At 70.5% G+C, this 4,139-nt stretch carries 3 protein-coding genes and 1 pseudogene; 2 read left to right on the top strand and 2 right to left on the bottom strand.

Annotated features, from left to right (window positions below):
- On the top strand, positions 1 to 262 hold a 262-nt coding region (locus tag ACLEQD_RS38300), incomplete at its 5' end, for a threonine/serine exporter family protein (protein ID WP_410390790.1).
- A gap of 10 nt (positions 263 to 272) precedes the next feature.
- On the opposite strand, the gene ACLEQD_RS38295 is transcribed toward ACLEQD_RS38300, so the two are convergent.
- Complete coding sequence (locus tag ACLEQD_RS38295) at positions 273 to 689, bottom strand: DoxX family protein (RefSeq protein WP_410390789.1); 417 nt, start codon at positions 687 to 689, stop codon at positions 273 to 275.
- Between the two features lie 137 nt (positions 690 to 826).
- On the opposite strand from ACLEQD_RS38295, the pseudogene ACLEQD_RS38290 reads away from it, so the two are divergent.
- Positions 827 to 2,001 (top strand): annotated as a pseudogene (locus ACLEQD_RS38290) (AI-2E family transporter).
- 16 nt (positions 2,002 to 2,017) lie between these two features.
- Here the strand turns inward: ACLEQD_RS38290 and ACLEQD_RS38285 are convergent.
- On the bottom strand, positions 2,018 to 4,139 hold a 2,122-nt coding region (locus tag ACLEQD_RS38285), incomplete at its 5' end, for a dipeptidyl-peptidase 3 family protein (protein ID WP_410390788.1).

Genomic DNA, 4,139 nt, shown 5'->3' with positions numbered 1-4,139 from the left:
CGCCTTCGCGGGCGCGCTGCTGCTGGGCGTGGGGAGCAACGCGCTGGCGCGGCTGCGCAACCGGCCCGCCGTCACCACCGTGGTGCCGGGCCTGATGCTGCTCGTGCCGGGCAGCGTGGGCTTCCGCAGCCTGGCGTCCCTGCTGGAGCGCGACGTGGTGGCCGGCGTGGACACGGCCTTCTCCATGCTGATGGTCGCGGTGGCGCTGGCGGCGGGCCTGCTGTCCGCCAATGCCATCATGCCTTCACGCAAGGTGCTCTAGACGGCCGGCCTCACGTCAGGCGCAGCAGGTACACGCCCGCGAGCGTCACCACGAAGTAGGGCACCAGCACCGCCGCGCCCGCGTACTCCTTCGCCATGCGCTGGCCGAAGAAGAGGGCCAGCAGCGACAGCGCGGAGAGCACCGCGCCCAGGTACGCGAGGAGCGGGTTGCCGTTCACCAGCAGCGCCACCGCGCCCGCCGCGCTCAGCCCCCCGGACGCCAGCTCCATCAGCGTGATGACCGCCAGCATCGGCGTCACCACGCCCTTCAGGGGCGACTTGGAGAAGTGGCCCGTCAGCCAGCCCAGGTTCCCCTTCCAGTCCACGACCTTGTCCAGGCCGGACTGCAGGAAGAGGATGGCCAGGAAGACGGCGCACAGCAGTTGCGGAAGCCAGAGGGTGAAGCGGGCGGAGTCGAAGGGCGGCATGCGCGCACTCTACCGCCCCCTTCGCCGCTCCCAAGTCCGGTGAGCAGGCAACCTGGCGGGCCAGGGGGAATGTTTCTGCGTCATCACAGCCGGGCAGGCTCCCGCTGACAGGTCCGGCACCTTAAATTTGCAAGGCCATGGCCTCCGACCAGGTAGCGCGACGCGTCTTCGTGGGTCTCATCCTCCTGTCCATCCTCCTGCTGTGCCTGGTCATCCGGCCCTTCGCGGAGGCGTTCTTCCTGGCGGCGGTGCTGGCGGGCACGTTCTACGGCCTGCACAAGCGCCTGCGGAAGCGGCTGCGCGGCCACGGCAACGTGTCCGCGGGCCTCATCGTCACGGGCATCCTGCTGGCGCTGCTGCTGCCCCTGGGCGGGCTGACGGCCTTCGTCGTCGCGGAGGTGTCCGAGGGCGCGCGCTTCGTCACGCAGACCGTGCAGAAGGACGGCATGACCGGCCTGGTGGAGAAGCTGCCTGGCGGCGTCCGGGGGCCGGTGAGCAAGCTCATCGAGCGCTCCCGCTGGAGCAGGAGCAGATCGACCAGAAGCTCCAGGAGCAGGTGACGAACCAGGGCGGCACGGCCGCCAAGGCCGTCACGGGGGCGGTGGCCGCCACGGGCACGCTCGTGCTCCAGACGACGATGATGCTCATCGCGCTCTTCTTCTTCCTCACCGACGGCGCGCGGCTGGTCCAATGGTTCGAGAGCGTGTCGCCGCTGCGCCGCGGACAGACGCGGGAGCTGCTGCTCGAGTTCAAGAACACGTCCGTGTCGGTGCTCGTCTCCAGCGTCGCCACCGCGGGCGTCCAGGCCGTGGCCGCGCTCGTCGGCTTCCTCATCGTGGGGGTGCCCGCGCCTCTGTTCTTCGCGGGCCTGACGTTCTTCCTCGCCCTCATCCCCGCCGTGGGCGCCGCGGTGGTGGTGCTCTTCGCCGCGGGCCTGATGTTCCTCAGCGGCCACCCGTGGGCGGCCCTCTTCCTGACCATCTGGGGCGTCGTCGTGGTGGGGCTCGTGGACAACGTCGTCAAGCCGCTGCTCGCCAGGAGGGGCATGAACCAGCACGGCGCCATCATCTTCTTCGCGCTGCTCGGCGGCCTCGCGGCGTTCGGCACGGTGGGCCTCCTGCTGGGGCCCCTCATCGTCGCCTTCTTCCTCTCCGTGGTGCGCATCTACGAGCGCGACTACGGCCGCCCCAGCCCCCGGCCGGGCGACCCGGCCACCCCGGGCGGACAGGTGCAGCCGGGGACCCAGCGCGTCGTGCTCACCTCGGAGTCCGGCGCGCCCCTGACGGAAGGCGACGCGCCGTCCAACCACTGACGGCCCTGCTTCTTCGTCAGGGCGTGCCCTTCGCCGGCGCCGCTCCCTTCCGGGGGGACGGCGCCGGAGCCGTTTCAGGCCCCAGCTCCCGGAACGCCTCGCGCACGGCGTCCGGAGAACCCGCCACCTTCGCGGCGACGCGGCGGGCCTCGGAGGGAGACAGCCGGCCCAGCAGGCTGCGCTCCAGGTGCTGGTCCACGAAGGCCTGGGTGGTGTCCTCCTTCAGGTCTACCAGCTCCCCCTTCGCGTCCAGCACCGGCACCACGCGCGGCGAGTTGAGCAACAGCACCGTGGGCACGTCCACGGCCTTCACCCGGCGGGCGACCTCGTCGCGCAGCTTCGGGTCGAAGTGGATGCCCTTCTCCTGCACCAGCGCGCGGATGCCCTCGTAGTCGCCAGTGGCCTTGATGACCATGAGCCGGGAGAGCAGCTCGCCCACCGCCTCGCGCATCTTCGCGTAGTCCGGAATCACCAGGTACGTGCGGCCGTCCTGCGACACCTGCTTCACCGCGCCCTTCTCCGTGAGGAACGTCACCGTCATGTGGTGGCCGCGCTGGTGGTCCTCCTCGAACGCGTTGCCCTCCTCCACGCGGCGCAGGTTGGTGAGCCCCTCCACCAGGAAGTCGCGGTACATCTGCCGCGCGATGGCCTCGTGGTCCGGCGACAGCTGCGCGAGCGCCGGGTCGAACGCGTGCCACAGCGCGACCAGGTCCGCGCGCGCCTCCTCCAGCGTGTTGTCGTACTCCTTGAGGAAGACGGACGGGGACTGGCCCTTCAGCTTCGCGTCCACCTGGCCGGAGGCGTGGCCCAGCACCTCATGGAAGGCCACCAGCCACTTGCGCGCGGTGACGGAGTACTTCCGGGCCTCTTCGCGGTCCTCCGCCGTGCGGGAGAACTCCAGCGCCAGGGGCAGCCGCGTCACCGCGGAGGCCGCGTCCATGACGTTGGTGATCATCACGCTCTTGCTGCCGTACTTCTCCCGGATGTGCTGCTCGTTGGGCAGGTTGATGCCCGCGGGCGGCTCCGGGTTGGACGTGATGAGGTTGATGGCCTTGGCGACGGGCAGTGCGACCTTCTTGCGGCGGTACTTCTGGGGCCAGGGCAGCCGGTCCTCGAAGTACTGGGCCTTCTGGCCCATGAGCACCATGATCTGGTTCTCCTGCGTGTCGCGGTAGTTGATCAGCGCCTCCCACTGGCCCTTGTGGCCGCGCGGGTCGACGTACGTCTCGATGAAGCCCAGGTTGGCGTCCACCTTCGGGTCCACCTTGAGCCACGCGATGTTGTACGCGTCCCAGTCCTTGGGGCTGCCCGTCTGGAAGTAGCGCACCAGCTTGCCCAGCGCGGCCTTCTGCGCGGGCTCCGCGGACTTCATCGCCTCCTGGAGGTGCGCGATGACGCGCGAGAGTTCCTTCGCGTACAGGCCCGGCTTCACCTTGCCGTCCGGCGTGCCGGCGCGGAACACCTGCTCCACCAGCTTGCCGTCCTGCTTCACCACGCGCGAGTTGAGCGGGTACTTCTCCTTGAAGCCCACCAGGTCCTTCTGGGTCACGCCGGGGCCATAGGCGGTGTTGGAGGACGCGGTGAGGAGGTCCTGTCCCGGCGGCGGGGCCTTGGAGGTGAGCTGCGGCTCGAAGCTCGCGTCGAAGAGGGTGGGCTTCAGGTCCTGGAGCCAGGCCTGGAGCTCGGCGTCGTCCTTCACCGTCCAGGGCGCGCCGGCCTCGAGGGCGCGCGAGGCGCCCGCGGCCAGCTGCTCCGCAGTGAAGCCCGGGACGAACTTCTGGCCGGTGGTGCTGTCGTGGTTGCCGCCGTGCCCGTAGAAGCGCAGCAGGTAGTCCGCCAGCTTCGCGTCGAAGCCGGACGCGGCGCTCCGCGCGTCCCGGCCGAAGAGCCACACGCCCTCCAGCAGCTGCCTGGCCGGCACCAGCTTCCAGCCCAGCTGATCCAACGCGATGTCCTCGCCCGCGTGCGCCGCGAGCGTGAGGGACCACGCCACGCGCTTCTCCGCCAGGGACAGCTCCGCGATGCCCGGCGCGAACAGCTGGGCGACGGCGGTGTTGCCGGAGCGGGCGCGGAGGAACTTCCCCCCGGGCACGGTGAGGGTGGGCTGCGCGGCCTGCGCGAGCCCGGCGTCGGGCGCC

Source organism: Corallococcus sp. 4LFB, assembly GCF_046520365.1.
GTDB classification, from domain to species: Bacteria; Myxococcota; Myxococcia; order Myxococcales; family Myxococcaceae; genus Corallococcus; species Corallococcus caeni.
Note: the sequence above shows the minus strand (reverse complement) of the source record. Positions and strands in the feature narration are given on the sequence as shown.